We start from the raw sequence: 217 nt of genomic DNA on the forward strand, positions 1-217 counted from the left end.
ATTTGCATCGGTGCGCAACGTGGTTGGCTGAGAATGGCTGCCGGGATGTCTGTATGGAGTCCACAGGGAAGTATTGGATTCCCATCTACAACATCCTGGAACCCACCTGTAATATCGTTCTTGCTCATCCGAAATACGTGAAAGCGATTCGAGGTAAGAAAACTGACAAACGGGACGCCAAGTGGATTGCCGACATCTTCAAACACGACCTTGTTGC

1 protein-coding gene is annotated in these 217 nt (G+C 49.3%); it reads left to right on the forward strand.

Going from position 1 to position 217, the window contains the following annotated elements; all coding sequences use genetic code 11:
• Positions 1 to 217, forward strand: a 217-nt coding sequence (locus H6B51_RS17505) for an IS110 family transposase (protein WP_204884844.1), incomplete at both ends; no start/stop codon positions are given.

Origin of the sequence: Pseudoflavonifractor phocaeensis, from assembly GCF_016901955.1 — a bacterium.
GTDB lineage: Bacteria > Bacillota > Clostridia > Oscillospirales > Oscillospiraceae > Flavonifractor > Flavonifractor phocaeensis_A.